General features: G+C 64.4%; 21 protein-coding genes. 12 read left to right on the top strand and 9 right to left on the bottom strand.

Annotation, left to right across the window (positions count from 1 at the left end; all coding sequences use genetic code 11):
* The first annotated feature begins 30 nt into the window (after positions 1-30).
* On the top strand, positions 31-723 hold the full coding sequence (locus ACIQT2_RS19895) for a hypothetical protein (protein WP_402949913.1): 693 nt from the start codon (positions 31-33) through the stop codon (positions 721-723).
* A gap of 5 nt (positions 724-728) precedes the next feature.
* On the opposite strand, the gene ACIQT2_RS19900 is transcribed toward ACIQT2_RS19895, so the two are convergent.
* Positions 729-2,081 (bottom strand): uracil-xanthine permease family protein, encoded by a 1,353-nt coding sequence (locus ACIQT2_RS19900; protein ID WP_402949916.1) that lies wholly within the window; start codon positions 2,079-2,081, stop codon positions 729-731.
* Between the two features lie 234 nt (positions 2,082-2,315).
* On the opposite strand from ACIQT2_RS19900, the gene ACIQT2_RS19905 reads away from it, so the two are divergent.
* Positions 2,316-2,921 carry a malonic semialdehyde reductase gene (locus tag ACIQT2_RS19905; RefSeq protein WP_402949919.1) on the top strand — a complete coding sequence of 202 codons (606 nt, stop codon included), beginning with the start codon at positions 2,316-2,318 and terminating at the stop codon, positions 2,919-2,921.
* A gap of 185 nt (positions 2,922-3,106) precedes the next feature.
* On the opposite strand, the gene pgm is transcribed toward ACIQT2_RS19905, so the two are convergent.
* Both pgm and ACIQT2_RS19915 read right to left on the bottom strand, forming a co-directional pair.
* Complete coding sequence (pgm, locus tag ACIQT2_RS19910) at positions 3,107-4,768, bottom strand: phosphoglucomutase (alpha-D-glucose-1,6-bisphosphate-dependent) (protein WP_402949922.1); 1,662 nt, start codon at positions 4,766-4,768, stop codon at positions 3,107-3,109.
* 206 nt (positions 4,769-4,974) lie between these two features.
* Entirely contained in the window at positions 4,975-5,730 is a 756-nt protein-coding gene (locus ACIQT2_RS19915) for an SDR family NAD(P)-dependent oxidoreductase (RefSeq protein WP_402949925.1), read from the bottom strand.
* Between the two features lie 220 nt (positions 5,731-5,950).
* On the opposite strand from ACIQT2_RS19915, the gene ACIQT2_RS19920 reads away from it, so the two are divergent.
* Positions 5,951-6,601, top strand: coding sequence for a DUF4190 domain-containing protein (locus ACIQT2_RS19920; RefSeq protein WP_400334761.1), 651 nt, complete (start codon positions 5,951-5,953; stop codon positions 6,599-6,601).
* Positions 6,602-6,678: 77 nt separating this feature from the next.
* Here the strand turns inward: ACIQT2_RS19920 and ACIQT2_RS19925 are convergent, their stop codons facing one another.
* From ACIQT2_RS19925 to ACIQT2_RS19935, 3 genes are read right to left on the bottom strand one after another with little or no spacing between them, the layout of a single operon-like run.
* The gene (locus tag ACIQT2_RS19925; RefSeq protein WP_402949929.1) at positions 6,679-8,178 is read right to left on the bottom strand and encodes a peptide MFS transporter; all 1,500 of its coding nucleotides are present in this window, start codon (positions 8,176-8,178) and stop codon (positions 6,679-6,681) included.
* A gap of 55 nt (positions 8,179-8,233) precedes the next feature.
* Positions 8,234-9,667: an amidase gene (locus tag ACIQT2_RS19930; protein ID WP_402949932.1), complete on the bottom strand. Its 1,434-nt coding sequence runs from the start codon at positions 9,665-9,667 to the stop codon at positions 8,234-8,236.
* On the bottom strand, positions 9,660-10,403 hold the full coding sequence (locus ACIQT2_RS19935; RefSeq protein WP_402949935.1) for a Type 1 glutamine amidotransferase-like domain-containing protein: 744 nt from the start codon (positions 10,401-10,403) through the stop codon (positions 9,660-9,662). The genes ACIQT2_RS19930 and ACIQT2_RS19935 overlap by 8 nt, the downstream gene beginning before the upstream one ends.
* Positions 10,404-10,564: 161 nt before the next feature.
* Here ACIQT2_RS19935 and ACIQT2_RS19940 point away from each other — a divergent pair, with 161 nt between their 5' ends.
* The 3 genes from ACIQT2_RS19940 to ACIQT2_RS19950 all read left to right on the top strand — a co-directional run bounded on the left by ACIQT2_RS19940 (position 10,565) and on the right by ACIQT2_RS19950 (position 12,206).
* The gene (locus ACIQT2_RS19940) at positions 10,565-10,891 is read left to right on the top strand and encodes a rhodanese-like domain-containing protein (protein ID WP_402949937.1); all 327 of its coding nucleotides are present in this window, start codon (positions 10,565-10,567) and stop codon (positions 10,889-10,891) included.
* A gap of 21 nt (positions 10,892-10,912) precedes the next feature.
* Positions 10,913-11,845, top strand: a complete 933-nt coding sequence (gene pheA / locus ACIQT2_RS19945; protein ID WP_402949940.1) for a prephenate dehydratase — start codon at positions 10,913-10,915, stop codon at positions 11,843-11,845.
* Positions 11,846-11,975: 130 nt separating this feature from the next.
* Positions 11,976-12,206, top strand: a complete 231-nt coding sequence (locus tag ACIQT2_RS19950) for a hypothetical protein (RefSeq protein ID WP_402949943.1) — start codon at positions 11,976-11,978, stop codon at positions 12,204-12,206.
* On the opposite strand, the gene ACIQT2_RS19955 is transcribed toward ACIQT2_RS19950, so the two are convergent.
* A complete protein-coding gene (locus ACIQT2_RS19955) occupies positions 12,203-13,261 on the bottom strand; it encodes a diacylglycerol/lipid kinase family protein (protein WP_402949946.1) in 1,059 nt (352 codons plus the stop codon). The two genes, ACIQT2_RS19950 and ACIQT2_RS19955, sit on opposite strands and share 4 nt — an antisense overlap.
* A gap of 100 nt (positions 13,262-13,361) precedes the next feature.
* Here ACIQT2_RS19955 and serS point away from each other — a divergent pair, with 100 nt between their 5' ends.
* The 4 genes from serS (at position 13,362) to ACIQT2_RS19975 (ending at position 17,008) form a co-directional block, all read left to right on the top strand.
* Positions 13,362-14,642 carry a serine--tRNA ligase gene (gene serS, locus ACIQT2_RS19960; protein WP_402949949.1) on the top strand — a complete coding sequence of 427 codons (1,281 nt, stop codon included), beginning with the start codon at positions 13,362-13,364 and terminating at the stop codon, positions 14,640-14,642.
* A 146-nt stretch (positions 14,643-14,788) separates the two neighbouring features.
* Entirely contained in the window at positions 14,789-15,634 is an 846-nt protein-coding gene (locus ACIQT2_RS19965; RefSeq protein WP_402949952.1) for an HAD family hydrolase, read from the top strand.
* Positions 15,635-15,700: 66 nt separating this feature from the next.
* Positions 15,701-16,540 (top strand): DUF6597 domain-containing transcriptional factor, encoded by an 840-nt coding sequence (locus ACIQT2_RS19970; RefSeq protein WP_402949955.1) that lies wholly within the window; start codon positions 15,701-15,703, stop codon positions 16,538-16,540.
* Positions 16,541-16,618: 78 nt separating this feature from the next.
* Positions 16,619-17,008, top strand: coding sequence for a DUF1761 domain-containing protein (locus ACIQT2_RS19975; RefSeq protein WP_397325996.1), 390 nt, complete (start codon positions 16,619-16,621; stop codon positions 17,006-17,008).
* Between the two features lie 33 nt (positions 17,009-17,041).
* On the opposite strand, the gene ACIQT2_RS19980 is transcribed toward ACIQT2_RS19975, so the two are convergent.
* Positions 17,042-17,782: an ANTAR domain-containing protein gene (locus ACIQT2_RS19980; protein WP_402949959.1), complete on the bottom strand. Its 741-nt coding sequence runs from the start codon at positions 17,780-17,782 to the stop codon at positions 17,042-17,044.
* Positions 17,783-18,027: 245 nt separating this feature from the next.
* On the opposite strand from ACIQT2_RS19980, the gene ACIQT2_RS19985 reads away from it, so the two are divergent.
* Together ACIQT2_RS19985 and ACIQT2_RS19990 are read left to right on the top strand one after the other, a co-directional pair.
* A complete protein-coding gene (locus ACIQT2_RS19985) occupies positions 18,028-18,717 on the top strand; it encodes a sigma-70 family RNA polymerase sigma factor (RefSeq protein WP_402949962.1) in 690 nt (229 codons plus the stop codon).
* Entirely contained in the window at positions 18,714-19,076 is a 363-nt protein-coding gene (locus ACIQT2_RS19990; RefSeq protein ID WP_400337591.1) for a hypothetical protein, read from the top strand. Before ACIQT2_RS19985 ends, ACIQT2_RS19990 begins: the two co-directional genes overlap by 4 nt.
* An 8-nt stretch (positions 19,077-19,084) precedes the next feature.
* On the opposite strand, the gene ACIQT2_RS19995 is transcribed toward ACIQT2_RS19990, so the two are convergent.
* Entirely contained in the window at positions 19,085-20,164 is a 1,080-nt protein-coding gene (locus tag ACIQT2_RS19995; protein WP_402949966.1) for an aromatic acid exporter family protein, read from the bottom strand.
* Between the last annotated feature and the right edge of the window lie 31 nt (positions 20,165-20,195).

The raw sequence follows: 20,195 nt of genomic DNA on the forward strand, positions 1-20,195 counted from the left end.
GTACTTTTGTACTCGATAGGGAGGTAACCCATGGAAGATGGCCAGGACAGCAGAGATGCTATCGCCGGGATTGATTCGTTGGACGCCCGCGCGAATCACACCGAGGTCGAAGACCTGTTGCGTGGGCGCGGATGGACTCCCTGCGGAGCCGGCGACTGGGCGATTGCCCTTCGCTCACCGGATGGCAACGCCGTGGCGCGAATCAGTCCGTTCGATCCTGTGGGGCCATTCACGGCCGCGTTCTACCGTGAAGCCGCAGGTACCGGGCGGGTGCCGAAGCTGTATTTGCACCGCCGCCTGGCGGGTGGTGGGGACCTGCAGCTGATGGAGTGGCTGGGTCCCGTGACTTTTGAGGAAGCGGCTGGATTTTGGCGCGAGCTCACTGCGGGTAACAGCGAGCTGGCGCCCCTTTCCCGTACCCTGCACGACGTCCACCAGCGGGCACAGCGCGAGCTGCCGTGGTGCGGTCCCTTGGATGACAACCCAAGCAACATCATGCGCTCAGCCAATGGACCCCTGGTTCTGGCCGACCCCTTCTATGCGGACGGTCCCAATCTCTACGCCACAGCGGCGAGCAACCCGGAGGTCGTGGCCGCAAGGATTCCCCGCGCCGAGAGGCAGTTCATCACGGAGATTCCCTTGGCAGCTTCAGGCCCTTGGGACCCCACAGACCGGGAGAAGATTCGAAAGGGCCTGGAGGCCGCGGACGCCAAGTTCCGCTGAGGCCCCTACTTCTTCTTCCCGCTCCGCTTCGCCGCCGCATTCATGGCCGACTTCACCGCAGGCGGCAGTCCTGCGGTCTCGGTCTCCGGCTCAGCCACGGTTCCACGCCAGCGGGCCAGGCCCTTCATGCCGTGGTAGATCACCAGGGCAGCGGCGGATCCCAGGGCGATGCCCGTGAACTTCAGTTCGCCGATGGTCCAGGTGTAGTCAGCGATGCCGATGATCAGGGCAACGGCGGCGGTGGTCAGGTTGATCGGGTTCGAGAAATTGACCTTGTTCTGGACCCAGATTTTCACACCAAGCACGCCGATCATGCCGTACAGCATGGTTGCCGCGCCGCCCAGTACACCGGCGGGGACGGTCGCGATCAGCTCGCCGAATTTCGGCGAGAAGCTCAGCAGGATGGCGAAGACGCCGGCCACCCAGTAGGCCGCCGTCGAGTAGACCTTCGTGGCCGCCATGACGCCGATGTTTTCCGCGTAGGTGGTGGTGCCGGAACCGCCGCCGAAGCCGGCAAGTACCGTAGCGGCACCGTCGGCCATCAGCGCGCGGCCGGAGACGCCGTCGAGGTTTTGCCCGGTCATCGCGGCCACCGACTTTACGTGGCCCACATTTTCTGCCACCAGCACCAGCACTACTGGTACAAACAGACCCACCACTCCGATATGGAATTCCGGCGTGTGGAACGTCGGGAGGCCCACCCAGGCGGCGGCATCCATCTTTTCGTAGGAAACCTCGCCTCGCATCATCGCCACGACGTAGCCCACCACAACACCCACGAGGATGCTCAACCGGCCCAGGATTCCGCGGAACAGCACGGAAACCAGGATGATCGTCACCAGCGTGACGAGTGCGGTGACGGGCGCGGCGTCGAAATTGTTCTTGGCTGCCGGAGCGAGGTTCAGGCCGATCAGCGCGACGATTGCGCCGGTCACGATCGGCGGCATCAACCGGTTGATCCATTCGGCGCCGAACTTCTGGACAACGGCGCCAATGAGCGCCAGTACGACGCCGGCGAGCACCACGCCGCCCAAAGCTCCCCCCACGCCGTACTGGTCTTGGGAGGCGAGGATCGGAGCGATGAACGCAAAGCTCGAACCAAGGTAGCTGGGCACCCGGCCCCGCGTGATCACGAGGAACAGGAGGGTGCCGATGCCGGAAAAGAAGAGCGTGGTGGCCGGTGGCATGCCCGTGATGATCGGGACCAGGAAGGTGGCTCCGAACATCGCAACCACGTGCTGCATGCCGATGCCGATGGTCAGAGGCCAAGCCAGACGCTCGTCGGGTGCCACCACGTGGCCGGGCCGGATGGTCTTGCCATTGCCGTGGAGCTTCCATTTGATGCCGAGCATGCTCATGGCGTGCCTTCCTCAGAAGAAATGTTGGGGTTCGGTGCAACATTACCGCCGTTGCGGGGCCCGCTCTACGCGCCTCGCACGCGCAGTGGAGCGCAAACCGGGCCTCGCAACGCCGGGTGTGCCAAACGTCACGTGCCGTCACGGGAAGAGGACAGGCGAACTTGAAGTTGCAACCATGGAAAGCAGAAGAGCCCAGCCACCCCAAGAGGCGAGGGCACAGCGAAAGGTTTATCCATGACGATTGCACACGAAGAAGCAGTCATTGACGCCGCCGCAGTCGACGCCATTTTTGCCGAAGCCCGCACCGCGAACAGCTTCGCCGGCGAAGTGACCGAAGAGCAGGCCCGCGCCATCTACGAGCTCACCAAGTTCGGTCCCACAGCTTTCAACTCCCAGCCGCTCCGCGTGACCTACGTCCGCTCCGACGAGGCCCGCGCCAAGCTGGTTGACCACCTTTCCCGCGGGAACCAGGCTAAGACTGCTTCAGCTCCGCTGGTCGCCGTCCTTTCCTACGACACCGACTGGCAGGGACAGTGGGACAAGTTCCTCCCCGCCTACGGCGCCCCCAAGGCCATGTATGACGACAACGCCGAACTCGCCGCAAGCACCGGCAACAACAACGCCCACCTGCAGGCCGGCTACTTCATCCTCGCCGTCCGGTCGCTCGGCTTTGCCGCCGGCCCCATGACGGGCGCCGACTTTGCGGCCATCGACGCAGAATTCTTCCCGAACGGTGACCAGAAGAGCTTCCTCATCGTCAACATCGGCCAGCCCGGCCCGGACGCCTGGGGCGAAGCCAAGCCGAAGTTCGCATACGACGACGTGGTCCGCACCGTCTGATTCCAGTCCTTCCACGGCAACGCTCCTGCACCCAAGTGCAGGAGCGTTGGCGTTTAAGGGGCGTTCGGTGAGAGAGCGTCCGGGGGGAAGGGGTGTTCGGTGAGAGAGCGTCCGGGGGTGGGATGGTCTCTCACCTAACCGCCCTTTTGGGAGAACCCTCTCGCGCCCATCTGTACTCAAACCGCCTAGGCGATGACCCCGTCCACCAGGGCCTTGGCCTCGTCCTGGACCTGCTTCAGGTGGTCGGCGCCCTTGAAAGACTCAGCGTAGATCTTGTAGACGTCCTCCGTGCCGGAGGGGCGGGCCGCGAACCAGGCGTTTTCCGTGACGACTTTGAGGCCGCCAATGGAGGCGCCGTTGCCGGGAGCTTCAGTGAGCTTCGCGGTGATGTCCTCGCCGGCCAGGGACGTCGCGATGACGTCGGCGGCGGAGAGCTTGCCCAGCTTGGACTTCTGCTCGCGGGTGGCAGCAGCATCGATGCGGGCGTACACCGGAGCGCCGAACTGGTCGGTCAGGCCCTTGTAGAGCTGGGAGGGGGAGGAACCCGTGACGGCCGTGATCTCGGAGGCGAGCAGGGCCAGCAGGATGCCGTCCTTGTCCGTGGTCCAGACGCTGCCGTCGCGCTTGTTAAAGGAAGCGCCGGCCGATTCCTCGCCACCAAAGGCGCCCTCGCCGGACAACAGGCCGGGCACGAACCACTTGAAGCCAACAGGGACCTCCACCAGCTTGCGGCCGAGTCCGGCAGCCACGCGGTCGATGATGGAGGACGAAACCAACGTCTTCCCGACTACGGACTCAGGGTTCCAGCCGCTGCGGTTGCGGTAGAGGTAGTCGATGGCGACGGCAAGGTAGTGGTTGGGGTTCATGAGCCCACCGTCCGGGGTGACGATGCCGTGGCGGTCGGCGTCGGCGTCGTTTCCGGTGGCAACGTCATACGCTGCGGTGCCGTCGGCGCCGAGCGACATGCGCTTGATCAGCGAAGCCATGGCCGACGGCGAGGAGCAGTCCATACGGATCTTCTCGTCCCAGTCGAGGGTCATGAAGGCCCACTGCGGATCCACGGTAGGGTTCACCACCGTCAGGTTCAGCTGGTGGCGTTCGCCGATCTCGCCCCAGTAGTCAACGGAGGCGCCGCCCATGGGGTCGGCTCCGATCCGGACGCCTGCGTTGCGGATGGCGTCGAGGTCCAGCACGGAGGGCAGATCGTCAACGTAGCTGCTGAGGAAGTCGAACTTTCCCGTGGTGTCTGCGGCCAGCGCGTCATTCAACGGAATGCGCTTGACGCCGCGGAGACCGTTCTCCAGGAGCTGGTTGGCGCGTTCGGCAATCCAGCCCGTGGCGTCGGTGTCTGCGGGGCCACCGTGCGGCGGGTTGTACTTGAAGCCACCATCTGCCGGCGGGTTGTGGCTCGGCGTGACCACGATGCCATCGGCCTGGGGAGTGCCTGGCGCAGCTTCGCGGTTGTACTTGAGGATCGCGTGGCTCAGGGCGGGGGTGGGCGTGTAGCCGTGGCGGGCGTCCACCAGGACGGTCACGCCATTGGCGGCGAGGACCTCCAGTGCGGAGTTTTGCGCGGGTTCGCTGAGCGCATGCGTGTCCCGGCCAATGAAGAGCGGCCCGGTGATTCCCTGGCGTCCGCGGTACTCGACGATTGCCTGCGTGATCGCGAGGATATGGGGTTCGTTGAACGACGCCTTCAGGCTGGAACCGCGGTGCCCCGAGGTTCCAAAAGCCACGCGCTGGGCGGGATCGCCCAGGTCCGGAGCTACATCGAAGTACGCGTCCAGCAGGGCTGTGATGTCAACAAGGTCCTGGGGAAGGGCAACTGTGCCCGCTCGGCTAGCCATGTCCAACAGCATGCCAGACCGTTCCGCCCGCCGACAGGAAATGTCCGTGATGCGGCCCCTAATGACGTCGAATGGCGGTCAGGTGGAACAAAAGGACTAAAGATTCACGCCGGCTTTACGTTGCGGACAGCTTCTTGATTAAGCAAAAAAGAGCCCTTGAGGCCGGTGGATCCGACTGGACCACTGGTCGTAAGGGCCGTGACGAACTAGACGGCCGTGTAGCCGCCGTCAGCCAGGACGTACGAGCCGGTCATGAAGCTTGCCTTGTCCGAAAGCAGGAACGTGGTGACGTTGGCGATTTCTTCCGGGCGGCCCAGGCGTCCCAGTGAATGCTTCGCTTCGAGTCCGCTGATCACTTCCTTGGGAGCGTTGGCCAGCAGAGGGGTCTCGATGTAGCCCGGACCGATCGCGTTGATGCGCAGTCCCTGGGCTCCGTATTCGGCGGCGGCGTTCTTGGTCAGGCCCACAACGCCGTGTTTGGCCGCCGTGTAGGCGGCGTTGCCCAAGGCGGCAACCGTGCCGTGGATTGAAGCCATGTTGACGATCGCACCCTCGGCCGCGCCCGCTTCGAGGATGGCCGGGATCTGGTAGCGCATGCCGTAGAGCACACCGCTGAGGTTGATGGCGATGACCCGGTCCCAATCTTCAAGGTCCACTTCGCCAACGGGGGCGTTGGCGCCACCGATGCCGGCGTTGTTGACTGCATAGTTCAGGGCACCATAGGTGTCGACGGCAAAGTCGACGGCCTTCTTGCTGTCTTCGGCTACCGCGGTGTTGGCTTTGAACGGAACTGCGCTGCCGCCCGAGGCCGTGATTTCCTCGGCAACGCGGGTGGCTGCATCAAGATTGACGTCCACCACAACCACGTTGGCGCCGTTGTTCGCGAGGTCCTCGCTGATCGCTTCCCCGAGACCCGAACCGCCGCCGGTGACGAGTGCGGTTTTGCCTTGGAAGTTACCCATGATGTCCTCCTTCGCGGGACCGGAGCCCGCTGATGATCGTTGTAGCGCTGCTTACGTCGCTCTTAAAGCCAACCCACTACATAAGAGGCGTATTCCATGCATATGCATGAATCGCGTCACAGCCCCGCATCCCGCTGGCCACAGCAATACTCCCTACTTATGCGGGGCCTTCGGCGGCGGTAGGGTTGGGATCAAAGACCATGCACACAGGGGGATACCTATGTCAGAGCAACCAGCCAAGGGCAACGAAGACAAGCCCGCGGGTTACGAACCGCCGCAGTACGTTCCGCCCGCAGAATTCAGCGCACCGGGCCAGGGCAGCGCGGTGCCGCCGCCGCCGTCGTACGAATCAACAACCCAGGCCGACGCCACCCAGCCGTTGCCGCCGTACGGGCAAAACGCCTACACGCAAAACGCCCAAGGCCAGAGTGACTTCTACACCCAGCCGACGCCGCCTTCGAGTACGCCGCCTGGCAGTTCGTACACGCCGGGTGACTACAGCCAGCAGCCCCCGTCGCCGTACAACCAGCCGGCCACCTCCTACAACCAGCCGCCGAGCCCTTACCAGCAGCAGCCCTACGGCCAGCCGAACCCGTATGGACAGCCCGCCTACTACGCCATGCCCTCGCAGCCCAAGGGCTTGAGCATCGCGAGCATGATCTGCGGTATCGCCACCTTGGTTGGCTTCGGCTTCTTCATCCTCCCGCAGATCGCGGCCGTGATCCTGGGCCACCTCGCACTGAACCGCGAACCCGCGGGCAAGGGCATGGCGATCGCGGGCCTGGTGATGGGATACATCGGTGTGGCGCTGGCCATCATCTGGATCATTTTCATCGTGGTTTTGGGCGCCTCGAGCCGCTACAACTACTAAAAGCGAACGACGGCGGCCCTCGCCTTCGGTTGGGATTCCCACCGAAGGCGAGGGCCGCCGTCGCGATTTAACGCGTGCTACCGGACGCCTGCCATCAGCTTCTTGATCGCCGGAGTCGAGGCGGCCAGTGCTACCGCGAGCACTACTGCAACACCGCCGATGCCCAGGAAGTAGGGGAGTTCGTCGTCCGGGTTGTAGAGGCCCGCGAGGATGCCGGCCAGGGTGGTGCCGAGCGAGACCGAGAGGAAGAACAGCGCCACCATCTGGGTGTGGAAGGCCTTCGGCGCAAGCTTGGTGCTCACGGAGAGCCCGATGGGGGAAAGGCACAACTCCGCCATGGTGAAGAGGAACAGGATGCCCACGAGTGCCAGGAGCGGGGTCTTGCCGTCGCCTGCCAGCGGGATGAATGCCAGGAAGGCCAGCCCCATGATGAACAAGCCCATGGAGAACTTGAACGGCGAACTCGGCTGCTTGGAGCCCAGCTTGGTCCACAGTGCAGCCATGACACCGGCGAAGATGATGATGAACACCGGGTTGATGGACTGTACCCACGCGGCAGGCATTTCCCAGCCAAACAGGTTGCGGTCCAGCTTCTCCTCCGAGTAGACGGCAATGAACGTGAACTGCTGCTGGAACAAAGCCCAGAACGCGGCGGATGCGATGTAGAGCGGGATGAACGCGAGCACACGCTTGCGCTCAAGGCCCGTCACCAAAGGACTCCGGAAGATCAGGAAGAGGTAGATCACCGAGGCGCCAATAGCCGCGTAAGCCATGCTGCGCGCAAGGTTGTCCGCGTTCACGGTGCCGGTACCGAGCAGCACGCCGATCACCACGAGGATCGCGAGGAAGATCAGGCCGTACTTTGTCCGGTCCTTGGCGGGCAGCGGGTTGGGGACCCGGTGGGCTTCCTCCGGCAGGCGCTTGCGGCCAAAGGCGTAGATGACCAGGCCGATGGCCATGCCCACGGCTGCCGCGCCGAAGCCCCAGTGGAAGCCATGGCTTTCCTGGAGCCAACCCGTGACCAGCGGGCCGATGAGCCCGCCGATGTTGATGCCCATGTAGAAGATGGAGAAGCCGGCGTCGCGGCGTTCGTCCTTCTCGCTGTAAAGGGTGCCCACCAACGCCGTGGCGTTGGCCTTCAGGCCACCTGAGCCGACTCCCACCAGCACCAGGCCGGCGATCAGGCCCGGAATGCCGGGGATGAGCGCCAGGGCGATGTGGCCCATCATGATCATGATGGCCGAGCCGAAGAGCACCTTCTCTGATCCGAAGATGCGGTCAGCGAGCCATGCGCCCAGGATGGTGGACAGATAGACGCCACCGCCGTACGCGCCCACCAGGCCGGCCGCGAGGCCCTTGTCGATGGACAGGCCGCCTTGGTCGGCCGTGAAGTACATGTAGTAAAGCAGGATGCCCTGCATGCCGTAGAAGGAGAATCGCTCCCACATTTCCACGGAGAAAAGGCTGGCCAACATCTTTGGGTGGCCGAAGAATGACGTATCGCCCGGGGTTTTGGCAGGCGGAGCCGTGGTTTGAGGTGTGCTCATTTCCTCAATGCTGGCACTGACTGCGGGCATTGTCACATCGACCAATGCCCCTGGCAACCGCATTCCATATGCTAGACGCCCGAATTTATGCAGCCTCCAGCGCTGCCGCCACCTGGAGAAGTTGCAGCTCGGATCCCCTCCTGCCAATGAGCTGGATGCCCATCGGCATACCGTTCTCCGTGGTGTGGACCGGAATGCTGATCGCAGGGAGGCCGCACACGTTCACCATGGAACTCCACGGCGCGTACTCACACTGCCGTTTGTAGTCCTCGTCTGCATCCCCAGCCCACTCACTCGGCCACGGCTCCCCGCTGTGCCCGCCGCTGGTGAACCATCCGATGGGCCGGGGCGTCTGGGCCAAGGTGGGCATGAGGATCACATCCCACGGGGAGTACTGGGCAATGGTGTCGTGAGCGAACTGCCGAAGGAACGCCAGCGCTTCACCCACCTTGGCAGCGCTCCGCTGTTGTGCCCGACGCCGGAACGTCCGGGTCAGCGGGGTCAGCAGCGCCTCACGCTGGGGTGCTATCCGGGCACCCCCGACGCCGGCAGTCCAGGCTGCGGTGAAAGCTTCCGGATAACGGTTGTCATAGCGGACCTCCGCTTCGCCGACACGATGGCCCGCCTTTTCGAGCAAGTCGCGCCCGACGTTCAGCGCGTCGAGGGCTTCTGCTTCGATCTCGAACGAATAGACGCCGGCCCACGGACTGTCCAAGGTCACGCCGATTCGCAGGGGTCCCGGCGCCCTGTTGACGTTGCCGAGGTAGCCGCCGTCGGGCTTGTTTTCCGCCGGGACCAGTGCGTCCAGCAGCAGTGCGGCATCCGCGGCGTTCTTCGCGAGGGGTCCGGCGACCACCAGCTTGGCAGCGTCACCCGCGCTCGCCCCAGACGGTACCAGCCCCCGGCCCGGCTTGAGGCCCACCAACCCGCAGGCACCGGCCGGGATGCGGATGGACCCGCCGCCGTCGGTACCCGGCGCGAAAGGCACCATGCCCGCCGCAACCGCGGCAGCGCTTCCGCCCGAAGAGCCACCCGAGCTGCGGGCCAGGGAATGCGGATTGCGCGACGGCGGTGCCACGCGGTTTTCGCTGTAGGCCGTGAGTCCGAATTCCGGAACCTGGGTCTTGCCCAGCGAGATGACCCCCTGCGCCTTCAAAGTGGCGGCCAGGGCGCCATCCTCGGGTGCCGGCTTGTGCTCCAAGGCCGCGCTGCCGTGCGTGGTGGGAACGCCGGCCACATCCGTGAGGTCCTTGAAGGCAAGGGGCATGCCGTGCAGCAAGGGGAGCTCGCTGCGCTCGCCGTCGGCATGGCGTTGGTCCGCTGCCGCGGCGGCGGCCATCGCGTGCTCGGCGGTCACGGTGATGAAGGCACCCAGGTGTCTGTTGCGGGATTCAATCACAGACAGGAAGTGACTTGCGGCCTCACGCGCAGACAGGTCGCCGCCGGCCAGGGCATCGCGGAGTTCAACTGCCGTCAACGCTGCGATCCCCGACTGGTTGCCAGGGGATGAATCAGCCAAGGAAGCGCGACTCCAACCGTTCTTCGATGGCAACGGCATCCACGCTTTCGCCGGCTCCTGCCGTCACGCGGAACGCTGCCTTGTTCTTCACGGAGGAGACCACCTCCACCAGTTCCGTGCCCCGGTAAACCAGCCCCACTCCGTCGTCCGTGCAGTGGGTCTCGCCCAAGATGCCGTCAGCTACCAGCTTGTGGACCGTCGGGCGGCGGCGCAGTTCGGAGTCGAAGTGCACGCCATTGTGGAACGGGAGGAATCCCAACGAGTTCGTGACGGGCCTCAACCCGGGGCCGAAGGAGTCGGTGACGCCGCCCTTGAACCAGCAGATGGAACCGGCTGATACACCGGCCAGGATGACGCCGCTCTCCCACACCTTCTTGAGGATGCGGTCCAAGCCATGGGCGCGCCACACCGCCAGGAGGTTCACCACGGATCCGCCGTTGACCCACACCACGTCCTGCTCCAACAGGTACGCCTCTGGATCCTCGACGTTGGGCATGGTGAACAGGTTCAGGTGGCTCAGGTCGAAGCCCGCAATCCGTGCTGCCTGGTCGACTTCCGCGGCCCACCATCGTTGGTCCCCGCCGGCGGTGCCGATGTGGGCGATCCTCGGCGCCCTGCCCGTGACACCGGAGAGTTCCACGGCGTAGTCCACCAGTGAGTCGAACTCGATCCGCGTGCGGCTGCCCTGCCTGTACCCGCCGGACGTGGCAAGAATAGTGGGTTGGACAGCAGCCATGGCCTGCTCCTTACTCCTGGGTTGCGTCGGTGGGAGTGACTGGCACCCAGTCTTCGCGGGAAGGCGCCGGCATGCAAGGAGGTCCCGCCCTGCGGGCGCGGCGTGTGCCTCCCGGGCACTAGGCTGGATGCAGATTCCGTGAACCGATGGAAGGGACTGCCGTGAGCGACTTCGAAACAGTGACCGTGGGCGACATTCCGGCCGACGCCAGCATCCTGGACGTCCGCGAAGACTACGAGTGGGTTGCCGGCCACGCCGAGGGTGCGCGCCACATCCCCATGGACCAACTCCCCGCGCGCCTGGAGGAATTGGACCCGGATGACGATTTGTTCGTCATCTGCCGCACGGGCGGCCGCTCGTTCCGGGTGGTGCAGTGGCTCGTGGCCCAGGGCTACACCGCCGTTAATGTGGCTGGCGGCATGGACATGTGGTTCGAAGCAGGCAGGCCGATGACCTCCGACAACGGCCTCAAGCCGGTCGTCCTCTAATAACGGGCAAGGAATATATTGATGCCTGCAGTTCCCACCTATACGTTCCTGGGCCCGGAAGGGACGTTCACCGAGGCTGCGCTCATGCAGGTCCCGAGTGCTTCGGAAGCTACCCGCGTCCCGTGCACCAACGTCAACACCGCCCTTGACCGCGTGCGTGCAGGTGAAGCTGACGCTGCCATGGTGCCCATCGAGAACTCGGTGGAGGGAGGCGTTACGGCAACCCTCGACGCCATTGCCACAGGACCGGAGCTCCGCATCCTCCGTGAGGCGCTGGTTCCCATCACGTTCGTGCTCGTGGCGAGGCCCGGTGTCGACCTTTCGGACATCCAGCGCATCTCCACCCACGGCCACGCGTGGGCGCAGTGCCGCCTCTGGCTGGACGAACATATTCCCCAAGCGGACTATGTTCCGGGTTCATCGACGGCCGCTGCCGCCATGGGCCTGCTGGAACCGGACGCGCCCTACGAGGCTGCCATCTGTGCACCGCTGGTTGCGGCCGGGCAGCCGGGGCTGAACGTTCTCGCCGAGAACATCGGGGACAACCCCGAGGCCGTCACCCGCTTCATCCTGGTGGGCCGCCCCGGTGCCCTCCCGGAACGTACGGGGGCGGATAAGACCACGGTTGTTGTGCCGTTGCCGGAGGACCACCCCGGCGCCTTGATGGAAATCCTGGACCAGTTTGCCTCCCGCGGCGTCAACCTGAGCCGCATCGAATCACGGCCCACCGGCCAGTACTTGGGCCACTACTTCTTCAGCATCGACGCCGACGGCCACGCAGCCGATTCCCGCGTGGCCGACGCCCTCGCCGGACTCCACCGGATCAGCCCCGCCACGCGGTTCCTGGGGTCCTATGCCCGCGCCGATAAGCAGCCGGCCGTCGTCGCACCGCACACCTCGGACGCTGCTTTTGCGTCTGCGCATGCCTGGGTGGAATCGATTATCAGGGGCTGATCGTTTGTTCGGTACGGGCCATTTCCGACGAAATCATTGACGCTTCAACCCCCTTTCGCGCGACTGTAAGTGTGCGTATGCTTGCCTGATCCATAAACGATGGATGAATGCCCAAACGAAGGGAGACGTCATGTCAGTGCATCGCGATGACAAAGACGGCCAGGGCATGATCGTCAATCCCAAGCCGTCCGGCGACAACAAGGACGACTGGGACGGCGACGAAGCCGACCGTGCGGATCGACTCCGTTTTGAAGAAGAACAGGCCATGATCCGGGAGCAGGCAGAGGCCCGCGCGGCGGCAAAAGCTGCCCAGGAAGAGGCTGACCGGAATGCCGCAGAGCCGGATAAGGGAGACCTCTAAGGGTGGCTCTTCGGCACCCGCACCAGCAGCGAGCCGGGCTGCACCTGGACGGTGACCTCGGTGGCCTCACCTGACGGATCGCCGTCGAGCTGTGTTGCCATGGGCTCCTGGCTGCGGATGCTGACTTTCTGCGAACGATAGAAGTTCATCACCGGCAGGTTCCGGTTGTGCTTGAACAGCACCTTCGCGTACATCGCGATCCAGCCCACCGCACTGCGCGGACTCATCACCACGATGTCCAGCATGCCGTCGTCGACCATGGCCTGCGGGATGAAGTCGATGCCGCCGGGGATCAACCCGCAATTGGCGAAGAGCACGCTGCGGATCTTACGGGCCTGTTCCGGTTCGTCGTCCATGGCGATGGTGACGCGTTTGCGGCGGCCCGGCAGGTGCCGCACGCCGGCTTCGGTATAGGCGAGCCAGCCCACCGTTTTCTTGAGGTCTTCCTTGGTGTCGCCCACCACTTCGGCATCCAGTCCCATGCCGGCGATCACCAGGAACGTGTGCGTGGACGACTCCCCAGTGATGCTGTTCTCGATGCCCATGGTTGCGGTGTCGATGTAGCGCTGGTGCCCGAACAATGCCACCTGGATGCAGCCGGCGAGATCGTAGACGTCCAGATCCACGTTGCGGGCCAGCAGGTTGCCGGTGCCCAGCGGAATCAGGCCCATCGCCACGCCCTGGTGCGCCAGCGACTCGGCCACCACGCGCACCGTACCATCGCCGCCGCACGCAAGAACGACGTCGGCCCTTGACTCAAGCGCTTGGCGGGACTGGGCGTATCCAGGGTCCTCGGGCGTGGTCTCGTAGAACGTCGGCGGATCCCAGCCGGCCAGGTCGCAGGCATCGATGATCGCCTGCCGCGCCTCGTCGGACTTGTTCTTCACCGGATTGAGAATCACCGCCACCTTCTGGTGGCCGGGGTCCGGCCTGTGGGGGTCCTCCGCCACGGCACTGCGGATATGGCGGGCCTTCAAGCGCCGCACGCCCCACCAACTGGAGACGGCGAATGCCACACCCCCAGCGAGAATCACCCACCAGATCCAGTCGCTCATTGTGCTCCAACACTATCCGTTCCGGCGGGGCCGTTTGCGCCGGTCCGGTCCCCGTGCATCGCGGAACAGGGAATCGTGGCCGATTCGATACTCTTGTGTGGTGATCGACGTAAAAGACCTCAGCGAAAACCCGGACAAGTTCCGTGCCAGCCAGCGCGCCCGCGGCGCCGACGAGTCCGTTGTGGACGCGATCATCTCCGCCGATTCCGACCGCCGCGCAGCGCTGATCCGCTACGAGACCCTGCGTGCAGAGCAGAATGCGTTCGGCAAGAAGGTTGCGCAGGCCAAGGGCGATGAGAAGCAGGCCCTGCTGGCCGAGGTCAAGGAATTGGCCAACGCCGTGAAGGCTGCGTCTTCGGAAGCCGACGTCGCACAGGCCAAGCAGGATGAACTCCTGCGCGTCATCCCCAACCTGGTGGTGGACGGCGTGCCCGAGGGCGGCGAAGACGACTTCGTGGTGGTCAAGACTGTGGGAACGCCCCGTGAATTCCCCGACTTTGAGCCGAAGGACCACCTGGAGATCGGTGAACTGATCGGCGCCATCGACATGGAACGTGGTGCCAAGGTTTCCGGTGCCCGCTTCTACTTCCTGAAGGGTGTTGGGGCCCGCCTGGAGATGGCTCTCCTGCAAATGGCCATGGAACAGGCCATCGAGGCCGGCTTCGTGCCGATGATCACGCCCACGTTGGTGCGTCCGGAAACCATGCAGGGCACCGGCTTCGATGTAAAGCACGACGCCGAGATCTACCGTCTCGCTGAAGACGACCTTTACCTTGTGGGAACCTCGGAGGTGGCCCTCGCCGGCTATCACGCAGACGAGATCCTGGATCTCTCAGCAGGCCCCATCCGCTATGCGGGCCAGAGCTCCTGCTACCGCCGCGAGGCCGGTTCGCACGGCAAGGACACCCGCGGCATCATCCGCGTGCACCAGTTCAACAAGGTGGAGATGTTCATCTACACCACGGTTGAGGAAGCCGCCGCCGAGCACGAGCGTTTGCTGGCGTGGGAAGAGGAAATGCTGACCAAGTGCGAGCTTCCCTACCGCGTGATCGACACCGCCGCGGGAGACCTCGGCATGTCCGCGGCCCGCAAGTTCGACTGCGAGGCCTGGGTTCCTACGCAGAACGCCTACCGTGAGCTCACGTCCACCTCGAACTGCACCACGTTCCAGGCCCGCCGGCTCAACATCCGCGAACGCGTGGTCAACGATGAGGGCGTAGCCAAGGGAACCCGCGCCGTGGCCACCCTGAACGGCACGCTTGCCACCACGCGGTGGATCGTTGCGCTCCTGGAGCACCACCAGAACCCGGACGGCTCCGTGAACGTCCCGAAGGCCCTGCAGAAGTACCTGGGCGGCCTGGAAGTCCTCCCGGTTCTATAGCCCAAGCAACTCGCAGTTGTGGTTGTTTTGAGCGCTCAGAACAACCACGACTGCGAGTCAGTTGGGGGCGAGAGTTCACTGACCGTTAAGGCGCTGCTGTGGCCCCGGTCCTATGAGCTGTCAGGGGTGTCTGTTCTACTGGAACCATGACTATTTTGACTGATACTCCAGTTACTGGCATCGATGACCAGCCAATGAACAACAACAAACTGATGATTGCCTTGGACGTGGACGGCACGCTCGTGGATCACGATGGCCACATGTCGCCGGCTGTCCGGGAGGCCGCGCAGGCCGTCGTAGCCAACGGCCACGACGTCATGATTGCCACCGGGCGTTCACTCAATGCGACCCTCCCGATCATCGAGCAGATCGGCCTGGAACGCGGCTATGCGGTGTGCTGCAACGGCGGCGTTACCCTACGCCTGGATCCCTCGCTGGATGAAGGCTACGAAATCATCCACAAGGCCACCTTCGATCCCGCCCCTGCCCTCAAAGCACTTCGGGAGCGGCTGCCCAATGCCAAGTACGCATTGGAGGACGAGGCGGGCAACTTCCTCTCCACCGAGCGTTTCCAGGACGCCAGCTTCGGTGTCGAATCGATCGGCGTGGACTTCCAGACCATGCTGGATTCCGTGGCTGTGCGCGTGGTGGTGTTCAGCAGCGAGAACACCTCCGAAGAATTCAACGCAGCCATCCACCACATTGGACTCTCCGGCGTGACCTACTCGGTGGGCTGGACGGCCTGGCTGGACATCGCGGCCGAGGGCGTCACCAAGGCCAGCGCTTTGGAAGCCCTGCGCCTGCAGCTTGGCACTGATCCTGACAACACACTCGCTATCGGCGACGGCCGCAATGACATCGAGATGCTCACCTGGGCCGGCCGCGGTGTCGCCATGGGCCAAGCACCGGAGGAAGTACTGGCAGTGGCCGATGAGGTCACCGCGTCAGTGCTCGACGACGGCGCCGCCTTGGTCCTGCGCGACCTTCTGTAGGTGGGACGCGGCTTGGTCCGCTGCCGCAGGGGCCGGTTCCGGCCTTTGGCCTCCTAGACTGGCGCTGTGCTGTATCAGGAGTGCCCGGCGCCGCCCGGGCTGAGGCCCTTTGCCACTCAGTTGTGGTTCGTCCAATCTGTTCCGAGGGCCAGGTACGAGAAGATCCTGCCGGGTCCATCCGCCCACTTGATCCTGAACCTGTCTGATCCGTACCGGCTCATCACGCCCTCCGGGGATGGGTATACGGCGACGGAGGTCTCCACTGGTTTCTACTCCGGGCTCCAGAGGAGCTACCTGGTCAGCGAGAACCCGGACCGGATCTTCAACGTAGGCGCGCGGCTGACTCCGTTTGGCCTGTCAGCGTTCACCAGCCGGCCGCCGTCGGAATTCCAGGGCAAAGTGGTGGACGCCCAAGGCGTCCTGCCCGGGCTGGCCGCCCTCCGGCCACGCTTGCTGCAGGCGGATCCGCAGGAGGCGTTCGCGGTGCTGGGCGGGTTCCTGGAACGGTCGCTGCGCCCGGAACGTAGGTTGGATCCACGTACCGCCAGGGCCGTGGAGACGCTGGCCAGGGAGGACGTGGAGATCGGACGCCTCGCTGCCGGCCTCAACATCAGCAGGTCCACGCTGGAACGCATCATGATGCGTGATTGTGGATTCACGGCCAAGGCCTACTCGGACGTCTGCAGGTTCTTCCGCTTCGTCAACGTTGCCGCAGCCATGCCTGAAGGATCGGTCCCCGGACGGGATCTCCTGGCCTTGGCCGATTACTATGACCAGCCGCACCTTATCCGTGCGTTCCGGAGATTCAGCGGATTCACACCCACCGAATATCTGCGCGTGGTGCAGAGTTACGGTGCCGAGTACGCCACGTTCGTGCCCTTGGAGCAGGTTTCCAGCCTGGCCTAGTGGATGCGGCATTTGTACAAGACCGGCCGCCGGTTGCGTCGTAGGGTCCTCTCAGTATCCGCAGATGAAAGGACTCACATGACCATCAATTGGCTCGGCGTCCTGTTGGCCGCACTGGCGACGTTCGTGGTGGGCGGGCTTTGGTATTCGTTGCTGTTCGCTAAACCGTGGCAGAAGGCAGCGGGCGTGAGCGATGAGCAGTTGAAGTCCGGAACAGCCCGCGTGTTCCTGGGTTCGTTTGTCCTTGCCGTGGTGATGGCCGTTTTCCTGGCGGCATTCATCGGGCGTGCCGGCGCGGGCTTCGGCACGCTGGCCGGCTTGGCTGCAGGCGTGGGGTGGGTAGCGACCGCCCTCGGGGTGAACTACCTGTTCGAGCGTCGGAGTCCCGTGTTGTTCGCCATCAACGGCAGCTACAACGTGGTGACATTTACCGCGATGGGGGCCATCCTGGGGGCGATGCAGGCCTAGCCGGCCCACCCTCGGCCACTGCGGTGGCGGGGTTTACTTGAAGTGTGTTTCGATGGGGCCGCCGCCTGCCCTGTCGACTATTGCCTGCGCTACGTCCCGCAGCTTGACGTTTCTGTTGCTTGAGGCGCGCTTGATGAGCTCCACGGCCTCGGCCTGGCTGCAACGGTTCTGGGCAATGATGATCCCCGTGGCGATATCGATGACCGTCCGGGAGGCCATGGCGGCCTTGAGGTCCGTGGCGGTTTGGCTGTGTTGGGCCAGGAGGATGGCCAGGCGCAAACCCTTGGAGGCCTGGAGTGCGTAGTCGGTGGCCCTTTGCACTGCGGCTTGGTTGAACCCCTGGGGGTTTTCTGAGTAAAGGTTCAGCCCGGCCTTGGTGGATTGGTCCAGGAGTGGGAAGGGAAGCGCCAGGATCGACCCTATGCCTTGCTCCCGGGCTGCGTCGGTGTAGTCAGGCCAGGTGTTGTCCTTTGACAGATCGGGGATGTGGACCTGAACCCCATCTCGGGCAGCTGTGAGGCACGGACCCTCGGCGAATTGGTACTGGAGTTCGTCCAGCTGCAGCGCACGTTCGCTGCTGCTGGCGACCGTGGCCGCAGTCCTGCGACGCAACAGGGTGACCCCGCAGTGGACTGCAGTGTTGTTCACGCTGAACATGGCTGCGGAATGCCGTGCCAGCTCGGTAAGGAACGCCTCCACATCCGGATTGTCCAGCAGAAGATCCTGGATCTCCGCGGCGACGGGCTGTGTTTCAGCGGTTTGCTGTCGATCCATGACTACCTCCGATCGGGGTTCGGGGCTGCTCTCCGGGCTTGGCCCCCAGGAACCACCCTATCCAATAGTAAGTACCCTTGGCTTAAGATGATAAGTATGCTTGGCTTTTAATCAGAGTCTTGCCATGGGCTCCCCCCGCCCGGTCCAAGGATTTGAAGCCCATGCGACAAGCCCGACCAACTCATGCATCCGTCCGTGCACACTCTGCGGAAAGCACCATTCGGCGAAGCTTTTGCGATGGACTGGTGCTGGATCACCTCAACCTCGCGAAATCCATTGCTGCCAGGTATTCCGCCCACGCCCGCGACATCGACGACGTCCGCCAGGTCGCCTACATGGGCCTCATCAAGGCTGCCCGTGGCTACGACGAAGCTAAAGGCTTCAGCTTTCCCGCCTACGCTGCGCCAACCATCGCAGGGGAGGTCAAAAGGTACCTTCGCGACCATTGCTGGGTGGTCCGTCCGCCACGGCCCATCCAGGATCTGCGGCGGCAAGTCCTGGCACGCAGCGAAGAAATGACGCAGGTCCTGCAGCGCACGCCGACACCGGAGGAGGTGGCAGAGGACCTGCGCATGGAGCCCTGCCTGGTACGGGAATCCCTCATGGCCGGAACCAGCAAGAGGCCTGACTCCTTGGATGCGCCCGCTGCCGAAGGGCGGGACGGGCTGCAGGGATCGCTCTCAAGCATCGGTTGCCCCACCGACAAACTCGACGACGTCCTGGCGCTTCGGAATGCCATCAGGACGCTGAGCGCCGAGGACCGCCACCTCCTGTACAGGCGCTACTACCGCGAGGAAACCCAATCCACCATCGCTGAGGCACTGGGGATGTCCCAGATGCAGGTCTCGCGAAAGCTCTCCAAGGTCCTGGTGGCTCTGCAGGCGCAACTGCTGGACGGAGGCCCAGCCTGGCTTGAGGACGGAACAGCACCGTGAAACCGGACCAAAGCGCCTCCACGCTTCAGCACTTGAGCCCCTCCGCGGAGACCACCGCCGCCGAACCCGTGCTGGACCCCAACGCGCTCGCATGGATCCTCAAAGCCAAGCGCCATTTGCCGCTGCCGCTCGCGGTGCTGCGCGCCGTCGTCGATGTTTCCTGGCGTATGCGCATCCAGGTGACCGATGCGGGCTGGGTGGACATGGCCGCGGGAGCACCCATCATGGACACGGGCAGGGCGCGAAGCCTGCTCGGCTGGATGCCGCACAAGTCCTCGCTGGAGGCCTTGACGGAAATCCTGGAAGGGCTGGGCGCCGGCCACGGGAGGGAAGCCTCGCCACCGCTGACGCCGCGCTGAACACGCGGCTACTCGGAGGACAAAACAGTGATCATCCGCCGCAGGCTCATGGCCACGGACGCGGCGGCGTTCACCGAGGCCTGACCGGCCGCCGCCTCGTTGATGGCGTCGCCCAAGGCGTGCACCCGGTCCCGTGCGTCCGTGAGCTGGTCCTCGAGTTCCCGGGCCTGGTCGTTGCGCCATTTATCGATCACGGCCGCCACGGATTCCAGCGCCTCGGCCAGATGGCTGAGGACGCCCTCCGGCAGCACCGTGTCCGCGCCCTCCTCCCAGATCACGCTGGCCAGCACGTCCGTGATGTCCTGGACATGGAAGGTCAGCCTTTCCACCGTCCGGAGTCCTGCGAGGTCGTCGGGAAGGCGACGTGCACGACGGCGGGACCTGGGATTCGCTTTGGTGCTGAGTTCCGCTTCGAGCACCGCAGTCCGGACGGCTGAGGTGGTAGCTGACAGTTCACCGCTGCGGCTTGCCCAGGCTTCGTGGTCCGGGGGCCAGGATTCCTCCATGGCGCGTGCCATGTCCGTGAGCTGCCGTGACAGTGCACCCCGGTGTCCGGCCAGTGCGGGGTCGATTCCTTCGAGGTGGAGCGGCGGGAACACCATCCAATTCACGGCGAAGCCAACGGCTACGCCCATGGCCATCTGGAGGACATACCCGAAGGAGAAGCTCTCGGCATTCGAATCCCCAAGGACCAGGACGAACAGGGCAGCCATGGGGATCCACTCGGATGCAGACCCGAGCCTCGGGAGACCGCCGATCAGCACGCCCAGGCCCACCACGAGTGCCACCGAGAAGGCCGTGGGGGCGGCGAACGTGGTGATGGCGAACGCCATGCCGATGCCCAGGGCCAATCCCAGCAGGCTCTGGAGGCCGTGCTTGGCGCTCGCGGCCACGGTTGGATGCATGCTGACGAGCGCCCCGAGCGGGGCGTAGTACGGGTAGGCGGCTGCCGGTCCGGGCATGAGTGGCGCCACGTACCAGGCGAGTCCGGCCGCCAAGGCAGTCTTGGCGGCGAACAGCAGACGGTGGCGGGTAACGGTCTTTCGAAGCGCGGAGATCAGCCGCTGCCTGCGGGGCATGTGGCTCATGGCACCAAGGTAGGCAGGTGAAACCATGCCT

It is taken from the genome of Paenarthrobacter sp. NPDC090522 (genome assembly GCF_044769225.1).
Lineage (GTDB): Bacteria > Actinomycetota > Actinomycetes > Actinomycetales > Micrococcaceae > Arthrobacter.